At 63.6% G+C, this 15,232-nt stretch carries 12 protein-coding genes; 7 read left to right on the plus strand and 5 right to left on the minus strand.

Going from position 1 to position 15,232, the window contains the following annotated elements; genetic code table 11:
- The first annotated feature begins 2 nt into the window (after positions 1-2).
- From ACE3TY_RS08525 to ACE3TY_RS08545, 5 genes are all read left to right on the plus strand, one after another.
- On the plus strand, positions 3-2,972 hold the full coding sequence (locus ACE3TY_RS08525; RefSeq protein WP_374652595.1) for a chemotaxis protein CheW: 2,970 nt from the start codon (positions 3-5) through the stop codon (positions 2,970-2,972).
- Positions 2,969-3,472: a chemotaxis protein CheW gene (locus tag ACE3TY_RS08530; RefSeq protein ID WP_374652596.1), complete on the plus strand. Its 504-nt coding sequence runs from the start codon at positions 2,969-2,971 to the stop codon at positions 3,470-3,472. Before ACE3TY_RS08525 ends, ACE3TY_RS08530 begins: the two co-directional genes overlap by 4 nt.
- 227 nt (positions 3,473-3,699) lie before the next feature.
- Positions 3,700-4,065, plus strand: a complete 366-nt coding sequence (locus tag ACE3TY_RS08535; RefSeq protein WP_374652597.1) for a PleD family two-component system response regulator — start codon at positions 3,700-3,702, stop codon at positions 4,063-4,065.
- Between the two features lie 75 nt (positions 4,066-4,140).
- Entirely contained in the window at positions 4,141-5,298 is a 1,158-nt protein-coding gene (locus ACE3TY_RS08540; protein ID WP_374652598.1) for a chemotaxis response regulator protein-glutamate methylesterase, read from the plus strand.
- A gap of 11 nt (positions 5,299-5,309) precedes the next feature.
- Positions 5,310-6,182: a protein-glutamate O-methyltransferase CheR gene (locus ACE3TY_RS08545; RefSeq protein ID WP_374652599.1), complete on the plus strand. Its 873-nt coding sequence runs from the start codon at positions 5,310-5,312 to the stop codon at positions 6,180-6,182.
- Between the two features lie 194 nt (positions 6,183-6,376).
- Here ACE3TY_RS08545 and ctrA read toward each other — a convergent pair whose 3' ends face one another.
- The gene (gene ctrA / locus ACE3TY_RS08550; protein WP_374377240.1) at positions 6,377-7,090 is read right to left on the minus strand and encodes a response regulator transcription factor CtrA; all 714 of its coding nucleotides are present in this window, start codon (positions 7,088-7,090) and stop codon (positions 6,377-6,379) included.
- A gap of 301 nt (positions 7,091-7,391) precedes the next feature.
- Here ctrA and fliI point away from each other — a divergent pair, with 301 nt between their 5' ends.
- The gene (fliI, locus tag ACE3TY_RS08555) at positions 7,392-8,783 is read left to right on the plus strand and encodes a flagellar protein export ATPase FliI (RefSeq protein ID WP_374652600.1); all 1,392 of its coding nucleotides are present in this window, start codon (positions 7,392-7,394) and stop codon (positions 8,781-8,783) included.
- Positions 8,780-9,205: a hypothetical protein gene (locus ACE3TY_RS08560; RefSeq protein ID WP_374652601.1), complete on the plus strand. Its 426-nt coding sequence runs from the start codon at positions 8,780-8,782 to the stop codon at positions 9,203-9,205. The genes fliI and ACE3TY_RS08560 overlap by 4 nt, the downstream gene beginning before the upstream one ends.
- 15 nt (positions 9,206-9,220) lie before the next feature.
- Here ACE3TY_RS08560 and ACE3TY_RS08565 read toward each other — a convergent pair whose 3' ends face one another.
- From ACE3TY_RS08565 to flhA, 4 genes are all read right to left on the minus strand, one after another.
- Positions 9,221-11,245 (minus strand): hypothetical protein, encoded by a 2,025-nt coding sequence (locus ACE3TY_RS08565; protein ID WP_374652602.1) that lies wholly within the window; start codon positions 11,243-11,245, stop codon positions 9,221-9,223.
- On the minus strand, positions 11,242-12,039 hold the full coding sequence (locus tag ACE3TY_RS08570; RefSeq protein ID WP_374652603.1) for a P-loop NTPase: 798 nt from the start codon (positions 12,037-12,039) through the stop codon (positions 11,242-11,244). Before ACE3TY_RS08570 ends, ACE3TY_RS08565 begins: the two co-directional genes overlap by 4 nt.
- Positions 12,036-13,013, minus strand: a complete 978-nt coding sequence (locus ACE3TY_RS08575; protein WP_374652604.1) for a GTP-binding protein — start codon at positions 13,011-13,013, stop codon at positions 12,036-12,038. The genes ACE3TY_RS08570 and ACE3TY_RS08575 overlap by 4 nt, the downstream gene beginning before the upstream one ends.
- Positions 13,014-13,092: 79 nt before the next feature.
- The gene (flhA, locus tag ACE3TY_RS08580) at positions 13,093-15,219 is read right to left on the minus strand and encodes a flagellar biosynthesis protein FlhA (RefSeq protein WP_374652605.1); all 2,127 of its coding nucleotides are present in this window, start codon (positions 15,217-15,219) and stop codon (positions 13,093-13,095) included.
- Between the last annotated feature and the right edge of the window lie 13 nt (positions 15,220-15,232).

A 15,232-nucleotide genomic window follows, 5' to 3' on the forward strand; every position in this document is an offset into this window, starting at 1 on the left:
CCATGGACGATCTGTTGAGCGAGTTTCTGACCGAAACGAACGAGAATCTCGCCGTACTCGATGTCGAGCTCGTGAAGCTCGAACAAAATCCAAACGATATCGACTTGCTGTCGAACATTTTCCGCCTGGTACATACAGTGAAGGGCACCTGCGGCTTCCTCGGCCTGCCGCGACTCGAATCGGTTGCTCATGCCGGCGAGAACGTTCTCGGCAAAGTGCGTGACGGCGAGCTGGAAGTAACCGCCGAGGCGGTGACCCTCATCCTTGCCTGCCTGGACCGCATCCGCTCGATCATGGGCGATCTGGAAGCGAGCGGCACCGAGCCGGCCGGCGACGATTCGGAACTGATCAAGAGCCTCAACGCCTTTGCCGACGGTGGCAAGGCTGCAGCGCCTGCCGCGGCCCCTGCCGCCGCCGCTGCGCCCGTTCCCGCCGCGGCGCCCACCCCGGCAGCCGCGGAAGTCAAATCCGGCGCTTCGATCTACGAACAGATCGGCGGCATGGGCACCATCGATGCCGTGGTCGAGGTGATGTTCAACCGCATCATGGGCGATTTGCGCCTCAAAGCCGTTTTTGAGGGCGACAGCATCGACCATGTCCAAGGCTATATGCGCGACCATCTGGCCAAGATGTGCGGCGGTCCCGATACGAGCGCGCCGCACCCGATCGCCGGCCGCGCCATGTCCGACGTCCAGTTCGATGCCCTGTGCGGCCATCTGCAGGCCGGCCTCAACACACTGGAGGTGCCGCAGCAGATCGCGGCGATGATCATGGGCATGGTCTATGCCGGCCGTGAAGAGGCGACCGGCAGCGCGCCGGCCATCGTCGAAGCGGCTCCCGTCCCAGTCGAGCCCAAACCGGCGAAGGCGGCGCCCGTCAAGAAGGAAGCCGCCGGCGACGGCGAGGCCAAGGAATCGGCCATCGCCAACCAGAGCATCCGCGTCAACGTGGAACTGCTCGAGAATCTGATGACCATGGTCAGCGAACTGGTGCTGACCCGCAACCAGGTTCTGCAGATCCTCAGGAAGCACAAGGACAGCGAGTTCGCCGCCCCCTTGCAGCGTCTCAATCACGTCACGTCGGAACTGCAGGAAGGCGTCATGAAGACGCGCATGCAGCCGATCGGCAATGCCTGGGCCAAGCTACCGCGCATCATCCGCGACCTCAGCCACGAACTCAAAAAGAAGATCGACCTGGTGATGATCGGTCAGGAGACCGAACTCGACCGCCAGGTTCTTGAGATGATCAAGGACCCGCTCACCCACATGGTGCGCAACTCGGCCGACCATGCGATCGAAACGCCGGAAGAACGCCGCCGCGCCGGCAAGGCGGAAACCGGCAAGATCACTCTAAACGCCTATCACGAAGGCGGTCATATCATCATCGAAGTGGTCGATGACGGTAAGGGCCTGCCGCTCGACAAGATCAAGGCGAAGATCCTCCAGAACAACCTCGCCACCGAGGCCGAACTGGAGAACATGTCGGATCAGCAGATCCAGCAATATATCTTCAAGGCCGGCTTCTCAACCGCCGCCAAGGTGACCAGCGTGTCCGGCCGCGGTGTCGGCATGGACGTGGTGCGCACCAATATCGAGAAGATCGGCGGGACGATCGAACTGCGTTCGGTCGAAGGGAAGGGCACCACCTTCTCGATCAAGATCCCGCTGACGCTGGCGATCGTTTCCGCTCTGGTGGTCGAATGCGCCGAAGAGCGTTTCGCCATTCCGCAAATCAGTGTCGTCGAGCTGGTGCGCGCCAGCCCGACCGGCGAACTGAAGGTCGAGCGCATCAACGACACCCCCGTCCTGCGCCTCCGGAACAAGCTGCTGCCGCTGGTCAGCTTGCGCGAGAAGCTGAAGCTCGAAGCCAAGTCCGACCGCAGCAGCGACGATACCTTCATCGTCGTGACGCAGGTGGGCACCTATCAGTTCGGCATCATGGTCGACCGCGTCTTCGACACGGAAGAAATCGTCGTGAAGCCGGTGGCGCCGATCCTGCGCCATATCGAAGTGTTCTCGGGCAATACCATCCTGGGTGACGGTTCGGTCATCATGATCCTCGACCCCAACGGCATCGCCGCCGCTTCGGGCCAGATCAGCATGGGCGATGCCGATGCCGCCGAGAAGCAGGCTCTCAGGAGCCGCGCTCATGGCGACGAAGCGGTGCCGTTGCTGCTGTTCCGCGCCGGCCAGGGTGCACCCAAGGCGGTGCCGCTGGCGCTGGTGGCACGCCTTGAGGAGATCGAGTGCAACGCCATCGAGCATTCGAACGACCGCCTGGTCGTGCAGTATCGCGGCCAGTTGATGCCGCTGGTACCGCTGGAGGGCTATCCGGATATCACCGGCAAGGAAGGCCGCCAGCCGGTCCTGGTCTTCTCCGACCGCGAACATTCGATGGGCCTGATGGTCGACGAGATCGTCGACATCGTCGAGGCGAAGCTCAATGTCGACCTGGCGGCCGAAACGCCGGGCCGGATCGGTTCGGCCATCATCGCCGGCCAGGCGACCGATATCATCGATACCGGCTTCTTCCTGTCGCAGGCCTTTGCAGACTGGTTCGGTTCGCGTCGCGACGACACGGTCGGGGCCAAGTCGCGCCGCGTGCTGATGGTCGACGACAGCGCCTTCTTCCGCAACCTCCTGGCACCGCAGCTTTCCGCGGCCGGTTTCTCGGTCACCGCGGTTGACAGCGGCGACAAGGCGCTGGAAATGGCCGAAGCGGGCGAGGAATTCGATCTTATCATTTCCGATATCGAGATGCCGGGCATGGACGGGTTCGCATTCTGCGAAGCAGTCAAGAAGAGCGGCCGTTGGCAGAGCACGCCGATCATCGCGCTGTCGTCCCACGCCAGCCCGAAGGAATTGGCCAAGGGCCGGTCGGTCGGCTTTGACGATTATGTCGCCAAATACGACCGCGAAGGCCTGGTTCATATACTCAACGAAGCCCTTTCTGAAGTGCGAGGTGCCGCATGAGCGGTTCAGCAAACGGCGCTGCCGCCGAATTCGGTTCGACCGTGTCCGCCAACAGCGGCGAGCAGCGCGATTACGTGACCATGTCGATTGGCGACCAGATGTTCGGGATTCCGGTCCTGACGGTCCAGGATGTGCTGGGGCCCCAGAACATCGCGCGCGTGCCGTTGGCGCCGCCGGAGGTCGCCGGCAGCCTTAACCTGCGCGGCCGCATTGTGACCGCGATCGATGTCCGGCCGCGTCTGGGCCTGCCGACCCGCGAAGGCGGCAAGGCGGCGATGTCGGTCGTGGTGGAATATGATGGAGAGCTTTACAGCCTGCTGGTCGACAGCGTGGGTGAGGTGCTGAGCCTCAATTCGCGCGACTATCAGCGCAACCCGCCGACGCTCAGTCCGCGCCTGCGCGAATTCTCCGACGGCATTTATCGGTTGAACGGTTCGCTCCTGGTGGTGCTGAATGTCGGCTCGCTGCTCGATTTCGGGACGCGCTCGGACGTCGCCTAGAAGGATGAGGTAAGTCGGGAATCAGGTATACTGTCGATACCGGGTTACCCCGGACAGATGAATTTCGACTAAATGCCCCGGTAGAGTAATTGACGGACCAAGCGTTTGCTGACTATTGGTAAAGAACTGGCAGTATAGTGACAGCGTGCCGCCGTAAGGGGCGCGGTCGCTAGGCCGGCAGTTTCGCACAGGTCTCGTTGCATGCGTTCGGCGAACGGAGTTTCTGAATGAAGTCTTGCCTGGTCGTAGACGATTCTAAAGTCGTCCGCATGGTGGCCCGAAAGATCCTTGAGGGCCTTAACTTTCAGATCGTTGAAGCCGAAAACGGCAAACTGGCGATGGATGAATGCGTCAAGGAAATGCCTGACGCGATCCTGCTCGACTGGAACATGCCCGTCATGAGTGGGATCGAGTTCCTGCGCCTGCTGCGCAAGATGGAAGGCGGGCAGACTCCCATCGTCGTCTTCTGCACCACCGAAAACGATATTCAGCATATCCAGGAGGCGATCACCGCCGGCGCCAACGAATACATCATGAAGCCTTTCGACAGCGAGATCATCGAATCGAAGTTCTCCCAGGTCGGGTTGCTGTAACGGAATGCATGTCGCCGCAATGCAGCGTGCCTCGCGTGCGGACGCATCGAAAATAGACTGGGACAGGTTGGCGTAATGACACCATTCAAAGCGGCAGCAGCGGGCGCCGGGGGTAAAGCCGGACCGTACCGCGTCATGGTGGTGGATGATTCCGCCGTCATCCGCGGTTTGCTGACACGCGCGCTGGAATCCGACCCGACTATCAAGGTGGTGACCACCGTCGGTAACGGCCAGCTGGCAATCGACGCGCTTGGGCGTCCCGATACGGATATCGAAGTTGTCGTGCTCGACATCGAAATGCCAGTGATGGACGGTATCACGGCATTGCCGCGTCTGCTGCAGACCAAGCCCGGCGTCGCCGTGATCATGGCATCGACGCTGACGCTGAAAGGCGCATCGGTGTCGATGAAGGCGATGTCGCTGGGCGCCTCCGACTATGTGCCTAAGCCGACGACGACGGGAGCCATCTCCGCCGCGACCGATTTCAAGGTTGATCTGGTCGAAAAGGTCAAATCATGGGCGCAGGCCGGCCGCCGCAAGCGCGGCATCGCCGCCCCATCCCCCACCGGCGAGCCGGGGGCTGCAGCACCCGCGCCCAGGCGGCTCTACGGTGCGCAGCCGATCAAACTGCGCGACATGCCACCTTTGCTGCGTCCCGATTGCCTCGCCATCGGCTCTTCGACCGGTGGCCCGCAGGCGTTATTCAAGGTGTTTCAGGCGATCGGCAAGATCACGCATCTGCCGGTCTTCGTGACCCAGCATATGCCGGCAACCTTCACCACGATTCTGGCGGAGCATCTGGGCCAAGCCGCGGGCATTCCGTCGGCCGAAGCAAAGGATGGCGAGGCCGTCGTGCCGGGCCGCATCTATGTGGCGCCCGGCGATTTCCATATGGTGGTCGAAGGAACCGCCGCACAGCGCGTGGTGCGTCTCAATAAAAATCCGCCGGAGAATTTCTGTCGGCCCGCTGTCGATCCGATGCTGCGATCCATCGCAAAGGCTTATGGTAACAAGACTTTGTTTGTCATGCTGACGGGAATGGGGCAGGATGGACTAAAGGGGGCACAGGAACTGACCAATGCTGGGGGAACGGTGATCGCTCAAGACGAATCTAGTTCCGTGGTCTGGGGCATGCCCGGCGCCGTGGCGAGTGCCGGCCTCTGCTCAGCGGTGCTGCCGTTGGCGGAGATCGGTCCGTTCGTCAAAAAGGCAATCTCCCGCAGCGTGGCATGAGAGAACCGTCGATGACGATTACCGACTTCGACTTCATTTGCCAGATCCTGAAGACCCGGTCGGGCCTGCTGCTGACCAATGACAAAGCCTATCTGCTGGAAAGCCGCCTGCTGCCGGTGGCGCGCAAGTGGAAGCTTGCGACCTTCGACGATCTGGTGCGGCTGATCCGCACGAAGAATGACGAAGCCGTCATTCGCGATGTCGTCGAAGCGATGACGACGAATGAATCCTTCTTCTTCCGCGATACGAAGCCGTTCGACCAGTTCAAGCAGATCTGCCTGCCGGCGATAATGAAAGCGCGCGCGGCGCAGAAGACCATTCGCATCTGGTCGGCCGCCTGTTCATCCGGGCAGGAAGCCTATTCGCTGGCGATGATCCTTTCGGAAATGGGCGCGCAGCTCAACGGCTGGAAGGTCGACATCGTCGGTACCGACCTGTCGCAGGAAATCCTCAACCGCGCCAAGGAAGGCCTCTACTCGCAATTCGAAGTGCAGCGCGGCCTGCCGATCACTTTGCTGGTGAAGTATTTCCAGCAGACCGGCGACCGCTGGAAGCTCTCCGACGCGATCCGCTCGAAGGTGCAGTACCGCGAATGGAACCTGCTCAACGACCCGGCGCCTTTGGGCAAGTTCGACATCGTCTATTGCCGCAACGTGCTCATCTATTTCGACCAGCCGACCAAGGCCAAGGTGCTGGCCGGCATTGCCAAGCAGATGCCGGAGGACGGCTATCTGTTCCTGGGCGGCGCTGAAACCGTGCTCGGCATCTCCGACAAGTTCCAGCTGCTGCCGGGCCAGCGCGGCATCTACGGCCTCACTGGCGGCATCAAGGCGCCGACCGCCTTTGGCTCCCCGGGCGCCGCTCCGGCGGCACCGCGGGCGTAAATCTCTCTCGCATTTAATTGGCTGGCCGGGTCTTTGCCTGGCCATGACGTTCTGCTTGTGCTGGCAAAGCAAGGCCTGTGTCCGACACTCCCTTCCCCAACGTGGGGGAAGGTTGGGGCGAGGGGGCATCGCTTTCAAGGAAAATGCCCGGGACTGGCCCGGGCATTCCGCTGAAACACTATGTCGGCGAAAGCTCAGGCGCTCTCGGCCGTCTTCGCCGGCAGGGCGCTGTCTTCGGGGTCGCGCAGGACATAGCCGCGGCCCCAGACGGTTTCGATATAGTTCTCGCCGCCGGTCGCCGTGCTGAGCTTCTTACGGAGTTTGCAGACGAAGACGTCGATGATCTTCAGCTCTGGCTCGTCCATGCCGCCATAGAGATGATTGAGGAACATCTCCTTGGTCAGCGTCGTGCCCTTGCGCAGCGAGAGGAGTTCGAGGATGCCGTATTCCTTGCCGGTGAGGTGCAGCGGCTGGCTTTCGACCTCGACGGTGCGGGTGTCGAGGTTAACGGTGAGGCGGCCCGTCTTGATGATGGAGTCCGAATGGCCCTTTGAGCGGCGGACGATCGCCTGCAGGCGGGCGATGAGTTCGCGACGGTCGAAGGGCTTGGTCAGATAATCGTCCGCGCCGAAGCCCAGACCCTTGATTTTGCTGTCGAGCTCAGAGAGGCCCGAGAGAATGAGGATCGGGGTATTGATCCGTGCCGCACGCAAGCGGCGCAGCACCTCGTAGCCGTCGATATCCGGCAGCATCAGATCCAGGATGATGATGTCGTAATCGTAGAGCTTGCCGATTTCCAACCCGTCTTCGCCGAGATTGGTCGTGTCGACAATATAGCCCTCGGCTTTAAGCATCAGCTCGATGCTTTGGGCGGTGTTGGAATCGTCTTCGACGACTAGCACGCGCATGGCAAGGACCTCGTTCGGTTCTCGACCGCAGCCGATTGATTTGTGAATCTTAACCATTAATAGCGACTTATGTAAAGCACTTGGCGTTAACTTTGATGACGGAAGATGAAGATTTCTCCGTCAGGAATAAGCACCTATAATTCAATGCAACCAAGATGTTAACGGGTCTCAGGCCGAGGAGACGGACATAAAGACTGCCTTAACCACTTATTTAAGAGCGCTGAGCTAGGCTAGGGTGCCTAGGCCGCAAGTGTAGAGCGCAGCCTGAGAGCCGGAGACATTGAGAAGGATACCCGACGCGGTGAGCGCCAAACTGCAGGAATTCGACGCCTTCTACCGCGAGCTCGACCGCCTTCCGGAGACGCGCATCTATGGTCGCGTCGCCGCCGTGGTCGGCATGCTTGTCGAAATCAGCGGCATGGAAAGCGCGCTCTCGATCGGCGCGCGCTGTGCGCTGGTCGACCGCAACGAGCGGCGGGTGCCATGCGAGATCGTGGGGTTCCGCGAAGGGCTGGCGTTGGCCATGACCTATGGTTCGCTGGACGGTGTCGGCCTCGGCAGCAAGGTCGTGCTTGTCGATGGCGAACCCGTGGTGCGTCCGACGCGTGCGTGGCTGGGACGTGTCGTCAACGCCTTCGGCGAACCGATCGACGGCAAGGGGCCGCTGCCGCAAGGGCCGGAGCCCTGCCGCATCCGCAACCAGCCGCCGCCGGCCCATGCGCGCATGCGGGTGGGCGCCAAGATCGATCTCGGCATCAAGGCCATCAATACCTTTACCAGCGTGTGCAAGGGGCAGCGCCTGGGCATCTTCGCGGCCTCGGGCATCGGCAAGTCGGTGCTGATGTCGATGATGGCGCGCTACACCTCGCTCGACATCAATGTCATCGGCCTCATTGGCGAACGCGGCCGCGAGGTGCAGGAGTTCATAGAGGACGAATTGGGCGAGGAGGGGCTGGCGCGCAGCGTCGTCGTGGTGGCGACGTCGGATGAATCACCCCTGCTGCGGCGGCAGGCGGCGCAGATGACCATGGCGCTCGCCGAGTATTTCCGCGACCAGGGCGATGACGTGCTGTGCCTGATGGATTCGGTCACGCGCTTTGCCATGGCGATGCGCGAGATCGGCCTTTCCATCGGCGAGCCGCCGGCCTCTAAAGGCTACACGCCGTCGGTCTTCGCCGAACTGCCGCGCCTTCTCGAACGTGCCGGTCCGGGTGTCGCGGGGTCTGGTTCCATCACCGGGCTCTTCACCGTGCTAGTCGAGGGCGACGATCATAATGAGCCGATCGCCGATGCCTGCCGCGGCATCCTCGACGGTCATATCGTGCTGGAACGCTCGATCGCCGAGCGCGGCCGCTATCCGGCAGTCAACATCCTCCGCTCGCTGTCGCGCACCATGCCGGGCTGCAACAACGAGTTCGAAAACAGGATCGTGCGTGAGGCGCGCCGGCATATGGCGGTCTATGAGGACATGGCCGAACTCATCCGCCTCGGCGCCTACAAACGCGGGACGGACCCCGCCGTCGACCAGGCGGTCCAACTCTACCCGGAAATCGAGCGCTTTCTGGGGCAGCGACGCGAGGAACAGGCGACATTGGCCAGCGGCTATGCCGACCTTGCCAATATCCTGGGTCTGGTCGACGACACGCCCAAGGATGCACCCGGGCCTGCCGATAGCGGGGCCACGACGAAATGAATGGCCTCAACCAACTCCTGCGGCTGCAGAAATGGACGCTCGACGAGAAGCGGCGCCAGGCCGCCGATCTTGTGGCGCTCATTGAACGGCTGCAGGGCGACATCGCCAAACTCGACGCCGACGTGGCGCGCGAGATCGAAGTGGCGCGTACGGACCTCGAAGCCAGCCGCCACCTGCCGCCCTATCGCGACATGATGGCCAAGCGCCGCGAACGGCTCGAGCAATCGGTGGCGGATGTGACGTTGGAGCTTGAGCGTGTGCGCGAGGAAATCGCCGAGGCATTCGGTGACATCAAGAAGACCGAGCAGACCATCCAGAACCGTCTGGAACGCAAGCGCCAGGCAGCGGCGCGACGGGAACAGATCGCCACCGACGAGATGGGGTTGGAGCAGCATCGGCGCAAGGCGAAGCGTGACAGCTAGACCGGATAGGCCCCTTCATACGGTGTAGGTGGGGGTGCCTTTCTTCAGCTCGTCGAGCGGGATCACGGGAAATTCATCCACCGTCTGGAACGCGATCGAGCCGGCAAAGCCGGTGAGGCCGCGCGCTTCCTCGTAGATCGCCTCGATCTCGCGGCGCATGCGGTCGGTGAGGCGCGTGCGGCTCCGCACCATCAGGTCGAAGCGCTGCGGGCGCATCAGCCCGTCGAGCTGGAATGGACCGAGGCGCGAGAAATCCGCCTCGACGACAAAACGCGTGCCGCTGCCGCGTGTCGCCGGGTCGGCGCCGTTCTTCTTGAAGCGGCGGTAGAAGAGGTTCACCTGGGTAACGCGGCCCCGATCGTCGATGACGGGCAGGAAGAGGGCGCGCCAATCCACATCTGGCCGCTCCTGGGCGAGGGCCGAGAGTTGGCTGAACTCACCGCGCAGGCGCCGCACGATCTCCTCGCGCTCGGCGCTGGCTCCCTTGGCGGCAAGCAAGGGGCCCAGCAGCTTGCCAAGATCGCCGGCGCGCAGGGCCGTCATGGCATTCATCAGCCCGGCGCCGAGCCTGCTGCCGACATGCGGCAGCAAGGCCAGCGCTTGGCGGGCGGTCTCGGGATCGACCGTGCCGCGCGCGCTGCTGCCGGCCGAGCCCTGCAGCAGCGCCACGAGATCGGCCAAGGTTGGCCAGCCCTGCGAAAGCGAGAGCAGGGCTTGCTGAGGGGTCTGCACGACCGGTGCGGGCGCAATCGCGGGCGGGGGTGTTTCCAGCGTGTCGATGGCCAATGCCAGCTGCGCACCCGGCATGAGGCTCGAGCGGTTCTGCAGCATGATGTCGCCGATCGGCGTATGGACCACGGCATGGCCTGCCGGCGTCACGCTGACGACACGGCCGAAGACAATCCGGCCCTGTTGGTCCTGTGGGTCGAAGGCGATGGGATCGATGGCGATCTGCTGGCTGGCCTGCATCTGCACGGCGAGGACGCGCAGCTTCAGCTCGGCACCCAGCGGCAGCGGCTGAGCCGCCTTGGGCGTGGCGGGGCTGTCGGCCGGAACCGTTTCCTCGGGCAGCAGGCCGGGCTTGGCGCCGGCCGCGGCGAAGAGGGCGAGGATGCGTTGCCGTGTCTGATCCGAGAGGGCGCTTTCCGCAAGCGCCAGGGTTGCGACGGGCGAACCCGTGACATGCTCCTCCACTGTCTCAGCCGGATAAGGCGCCAGTGCCTCGCGCGGGGCTGCCTCGCGCGGGGCCGCCTGGCCGGCTGCTGCCGGCAGCGGTGCGGGAGTCGCCGCCGTATTGCCGCCTTTTTCCTTCTTCTCGAAGGTGGCGGCGATGAGCGCTGCCTGCGTTGTGGCCGCCACCGTCGGCAAGGCGCCTGACGACAGGATGGTGGGCGCCACGCCAAGCGGGATCGGTTGCCCCGCCGGCGATGCCGATGCCGGAGATGGGATTGGCGCGGTGGGAGGCGGCGCGGCGGACGGCTGTGGTGCAGGTGTGCCTGCCGACGGCGGCGCATGGACGACGACGGCGCGCAAGGTGGAACCGACAAACTCGATGCTCGGCGTATCCGGTTTGGCCGGCGCCGGGGCCGGGGGGGTGCCAGAAGGAGCCGGGCGGGGCTCGGCGCCGGCAGCCGGGGCCGAGCCGGAAGTGGAAGTGGAAGGCGGCGTCGACGCTGTGCCGGCAGGAGCGGCGCTGCTCGGTGCCGGACCGGTGGCCGGCACCGGAGCCTGCCTTCCCGCAGGCTCGTTGGCAAGGATGAGAACCTGCAGGCGATCGCCGGCGGGCCGCACCTCGAGCGTCACTTGCGCACCCGGCGGCAGGGGAATGTTGGCGGCGACACGAACGGTGCCTTTGTCGGTTGCAATGGAAGTGAGGCCGTCGCTCTCACGCCCGAGCACGATACCTTTGATGATGGTGCCTGGATCGACCTGGCGCAGGCCCCGTGGCGGATCGGAGACGGTTCCCAACACCGAGGTCGTCGCCACCGGCCCCGAAGGTCCGACGAAGCGGCCACCCAGCGGGTTGAGAATGTCGCTCATGTGAGATCGATGAGCGGTATCTGGCCGGCCAGCGCCTCGACATCCTGCGCGGCGATGCTGCCGGGGTGACGCGTAAGCAGCGGTGCCTGCGCGCGGATCGCATCCTTGACCTTGGGGTCGCGGCGGACGATGCCGAGCAAGGGCGGATCGAGTTTCAGGAAGTTGTTGCAGGCTTTTGCCAGGGTCGCATAGGTCTGTCGGCCCTGCGCCGCGTCCTGGGCCGAATTGACGACGATGCCGACACGGCAGGGAGCCTGGTCGGCAGTCAGCATCTTGATGAGCGCATAGGCATCGGTCAGCGTGGTCGGCTCGTCATTGGCGACGACCAAAGCGATGGCGCACAGGGCCGCCATCAGACGTACCGGCCGGTCGATGCCGGCGCCGAGATCGATGATGACGCGGTCATACAGCGTAGCGACCTCGCGCAGGCCCGTCGTCAGAATCGCAAGGCGGTGCAGCGGCATGTTGGCAAGCCCGCCCGAACCGGAACGGCCGGCAATCACGTCGAAGCCGGCGCTGCTGGCCGTGGCGGCGCGGCTGAGCGGCAATTGCCGCTCCAGCGCCGTGCCGAGATCGATCGCCGGCGTCAGGCCTAGCTGGATGTCTACATTGGCAAGGCCCAGATCGCCGTCGAACAGCACCACGCGCTCGCCATTTCGCGCCAAGGCTTGCGCCAGGGTAATCGCCAGCCACGTCTTGCCGACGCCGCCCTTGCCGGAGGCGACGGCGATCGCGCCAGGAATGGTGGCGGTGTCGGACTTGGCGGCGAGCCCCGATTGGGCCTGTTCATTCATGATCTGGTTCCACTCACTAGCCGGAGCATATCCGCCGCCTGAGCGCGCGACGGCGCGGTTTCCAGCAGCCATTGCGCAATCCGGTCGGCACCGACGATATCGATCCCGGTGGCGATTTCGGGCGAAATGCCGAATTCGGCAAAGCTGAGCCGCCCGGCTTCCGCCGCTGCCAGGATACCACCGTAGCGCCGCGCCGCGTCAATCCGGGTCGGAATAAGGCGGCTGGCCCCGGCCTCGGCGAAAAGCTGGCCGAGTTCACCGGATTCGACCGGACAGCCGCCGGCCGCCATGACCAGCACCATTTCGGCCTTAACCGCCTCAGCGAGACGGCTGAGAGAGGCAAGGTCGCCGGTATCGAGCGGGTTGCAGCCGACCGTGTCGATGATGACGAAAGATCCGGCCGGCGCATGCGCCACGGCGCGCTGCAGTGTCGCCGGGTCGCCGGCGCGATAGGCGGGAATCTGCAGGGCTTTGGTATAGGTGCCCAATTGTTCGATGGCGCCGGCCTTCACCACGTCGCAGGTGATGGCAATGCCGGGCCATTTGCGCAGTTTGGCCCGGGCCATCAGCTTGGCAAGCGTCGCCGTCTTGCCGGCACCGGGCAGGCCCACCAGCATGATCGGCCGCGTCGGCTGCTTTTCCGTCAACGGCTGAACGGGGAAACGCAGGCGCAAAGCGGCGGCGAGTGCCTGGTGCGGGTTTTCGAGCAGGACTTGCGCCGCCTGCTGGGTCAGGCGCTCGGCGAGGGCGGGATTGACGCGATGAAAGTCCAGCGCCTGGGCGATCGCTTCGAGCGGATCCTGTGCCGGGAGCGGCGGCTGCGCGAGGATGGCGTCGCGGTCGAGCGCCGCGGTGATCTTGAAGGCCTGGCCCACTTGCTCGGTATTGAGAATGACCGCATCCGGGCCAAGCTCGGCCTTCACCAGGGCCATGGCTTCTTTCATGCTGGGGGCGTTGAAGGTGCGCAGGCGCATCAGGCGGCCCAGCCTACGCCGTCATTTTCCCCGAAGGCGGAGGATGACGGCGTACGAAATGCTGCGATAGCAATCATCGTCAGATCTGTCCGAGAGTACGGATCTTGGCCTTCGGGTGAATCTCGTTCTGCGACATCACCGTGGTAGCCGGGCGAAAGCGTTCGACGATGGAGCGGACGAAGGGGCGGATGCCGGGGCTGGTAAGGAGCACCGGACTGTCGCCCATGATGGCAAAGCGCTCGAAAGTCTGGCGGACGCTCTGGATGAATTGCTGCAGGTCGCTGGGCGCCATCACCAGCTGACGGTCCTCGCCGTCGCCGCGGACGGCGTTGGCGAAAGCCTGTTCCCACTCTGGCGACAGCGTCACCAATGGAATGACACCGGACGCGTCGCTGCTGGCATCGGAAATCTGACGGGCGAGGCGGGCGCGGACATGTTCGACGATGGCATTCACATTGCGCGAATAGCCGGTCGCCTCGGCGACGCCTTCCAGGATGTTGGCAAGATCGCGGATCGAGATGCGCTCGGTGAGGAGCGCTTGCAGGACCCGCTGCACACCGCCCACCGAAATCTGGCCGGGGATCAGATCCGCCACAAGCTTCTGATGCTCCTTGGGCAATTCGTCGAGCAGCTTCTGCGTCTCGGCATGAGACAACAGTTCCGACATATTGTCCTTTACCAGTTCGGTAAGATGCGTGGTGATGACGGTTGCCGGGTCGACCACGGTGTAGCCGCGGAAGAGAGCTTCCTCGCGCGCGCCCGGATCGACCCACATGGCCGGCAAGCCGAAGGTGGGCTCGGTCGTATCTTCGCCGGTCATGTTGATCTTGTCACCACGCGGATCCATGACCAGGATCATGTTGGGACGGAGGTCGCCCCGGCCGGCTTCGATTTCCTTAATGCGGATGACGTAGGAGTTGGCCTGGATCTGGAGATTGTCCTGGATGCGGACGGCCGGCAGGATGAAGCCCATTTCTCCGGCAAGCTGCCGTCGTAGCGCTTTCACCTGGTCGGTGAGGCGGTGGCCGCGCTCGGTATTGATGAGGCCGAGCAGGCCGTAACCCAGCTCAAGGCGGATGGCATCGAGCTGCAGGGCCGTCGAGATCGGCTCTTCGGCCACCGGCACGTGGGTCTGTTCGACCACCTGCTGCTGTGCGGCGATAGCGACAGCCTTTTTCTGGTGACGCATGACCAGATAGGCCATGAGACCGGTGAGGGCGGCCAGGCTCAGGAACGGGACGGTCGGGATACCTGGCATGATGGAGAGCAGGGACATCAGGAAGGCGGCAAGGCCGAGGGCCGCCGGATAGCCCGAGAGCTGTTTGAAGAGGGCCTTGTCGGTCGAACCGGAGACGCCGGCCTTCGTGACAAGCATGCCCGCGCCGGTCGAAACGATCAGAGCCGGAATCTGCGAAACGAGACCGTCGCCGACGCTGAGCAGCGTATAGGTCGCCGCGGACTCGCTCATCGACAGGCCGGCTTGGGCGACGCCGATGATGATACCGCCGATGACGTTGATGAAGACGATGATGAGACCGGCAATGGCATCGCCGCGCACGAACTTGGCGGCGCCGTCCATGGAGCCGAAGAAATTGCTTTCGTCCTCAAGCGTCTTGCGGCGCTGTTTGGCTTCCTTCTCGTCGATCAGGCCGGCAGATAGGTCGGCATCGACCGCCATCTGCTTGCCGGGCATGGCGTCCAGGCTGAAACGTGCCGAGACTTCGGCGATACGGCCGGAGCCTTTGGTGATGACGACGAAATTCACCAGCACGAGAATGGCGAAGACAATGATGCCGATGACATAGTTGCCGCCCATGATGAAGCCGCCAAAGGCTTGGATCACATGACCGGCGGCGTCGGTTCCTTCATGGCCATGGGTGAGGATGAGGCGCGTCGAGGCAAGGTTGAGGGCCAGGCGCAGCATCGTGACCAACAGCAGCATGGTAGGGAAGCTGGAGAAGTCCAGCGGCTTCTCGATGAACAGGACCGTCATCAGGATGAGGATCGAGACGGTGATGGAGAAGGCCAGCGAGATATCGAGCAGCCAGGCCGGCATGGGGAAGATAAGCACCGACAGCACAGCCACCAGGCCGAGCGCCAGCGCGATCTCGCCGCGTTTGACGAAATTGAAGGCCTGGCTGAAGGCGGCAGTGCCGCCACCAGCATTGTTCGTTCCCGTCCCGGTCCCCGTCGCCGTGTCGGTCATCGACCGCTACCCC

Origin of the sequence: Dongia sp. (genome assembly GCF_041918875.1) — a bacterium.
Taxonomy (GTDB): Bacteria; Pseudomonadota; Alphaproteobacteria; order Dongiales; family Dongiaceae; genus Dongia.

Coding starts and splice junctions, on each gene's coding strand:
- ACE3TY_RS08525 (WP_374652595.1), top strand. CDS start 3: ATGGACGATCTGTTGAGCGAGTTTCTGACCGAAACGAACGAGAATCTC.
- ACE3TY_RS08530 (WP_374652596.1), top strand. CDS start 2,969: ATGAGCGGTTCAGCAAACGGCGCTGCCGCCGAATTCGGTTCGACCGTG.
- ACE3TY_RS08535 (WP_374652597.1), top strand. CDS start 3,700: ATGAAGTCTTGCCTGGTCGTAGACGATTCTAAAGTCGTCCGCATGGTG.
- ACE3TY_RS08540 (WP_374652598.1), top strand. CDS start 4,141: ATGACACCATTCAAAGCGGCAGCAGCGGGCGCCGGGGGTAAAGCCGGA.
- ACE3TY_RS08545 (WP_374652599.1), top strand. CDS start 5,310: ATGACGATTACCGACTTCGACTTCATTTGCCAGATCCTGAAGACCCGG.
- ctrA (WP_374377240.1), bottom strand. CDS start 7,090: ATGCGCGTGCTAGTCGTCGAAGACGATTCCAACACCGCCCAAAGCATC.
- ACE3TY_RS08560 (WP_374652601.1), top strand. CDS start 8,780: ATGAATGGCCTCAACCAACTCCTGCGGCTGCAGAAATGGACGCTCGAC.
- ACE3TY_RS08565 (WP_374652602.1), bottom strand. CDS start 11,245: ATGAGCGACATTCTCAACCCGCTGGGTGGCCGCTTCGTCGGACCTTCG.
- ACE3TY_RS08570 (WP_374652603.1), bottom strand. CDS start 12,039: ATGAATGAACAGGCCCAATCGGGGCTCGCCGCCAAGTCCGACACCGCC.
- ACE3TY_RS08575 (WP_374652604.1), bottom strand. CDS start 13,013: ATGCGCCTGCGCACCTTCAACGCCCCCAGCATGAAAGAAGCCATGGCC.
- flhA (WP_374652605.1), bottom strand. CDS start 15,219: ATGACCGACACGGCGACGGGGACCGGGACGGGAACGAACAATGCTGGT.